This is a genomic window from Actinoplanes awajinensis subsp. mycoplanecinus, assembly GCF_001509495.1.
Taxonomy (GTDB): Bacteria; Actinomycetota; Actinomycetes; order Mycobacteriales; family Micromonosporaceae; genus Actinoplanes; species Actinoplanes palleronii.
The window spans coordinates 1-521 of the sequence record NZ_LLZH01000144.1 but is presented as its reverse complement, the minus strand read 5'-3'; the positions used below and the strand labels follow the sequence as shown (position 1 = coordinate 521).

Genomic DNA, 521 nt, shown 5'->3' with positions numbered 1-521 from the left:
TTCATCGTGCCGACTCCTTCCGTCGGAAGTGGGTTTGGTGGTTAGGGGCGGCGGCACCGGGGCTTGCTTTCCACGGCTGTTGCACCTGGTGTCGTCCGCTTGAAATGTGAAGTTGTGGTGGTGCTGGTCAGTGCCAGTGCTGCACGACAGTGACGCAGCGATGACCACCGATCGCGGTGACCGCGAGGAACACCACGATCGCCGGGATCGCGAGGACACCGGCACCGAGCGCGGCCAGCCAGGTCCACACCATCCACGCGGCGAACGCGAAGACGGCCAGCACGACCAGGGCCAGGACACCGCCGAAGCCGAACCAGAACTGACGGACCTTGCGGTCACGCTCCCGGATCGCGGCCTGGCGGACCTTCCAGCGCCCGTACAGCAGCCGTTCCTGCGCCCGGCGAGCGGCCAGCTCGGTTGCGTTGAGCCGCTCCAGGTCGGCGACCATCGCCGGGTCCGGGTAGTAGTGGACAACCGGACGGGTCGGCTGCGGTGCGGGCAGGTGCGTGTTGCGGGCCATG

Annotated in this window: 1 protein-coding gene; it reads right to left on the bottom strand. The window is 67.9% G+C overall.

Annotated elements, in window-relative coordinates; genetic code table 11:
- Positions 1-127: 127 nt before the first annotated feature.
- Positions 128-521, bottom strand: a 394-nt coding sequence (locus ADL15_RS54230) for a hypothetical protein (protein WP_067691834.1), incomplete at its 5' end; no start/stop codon positions are given.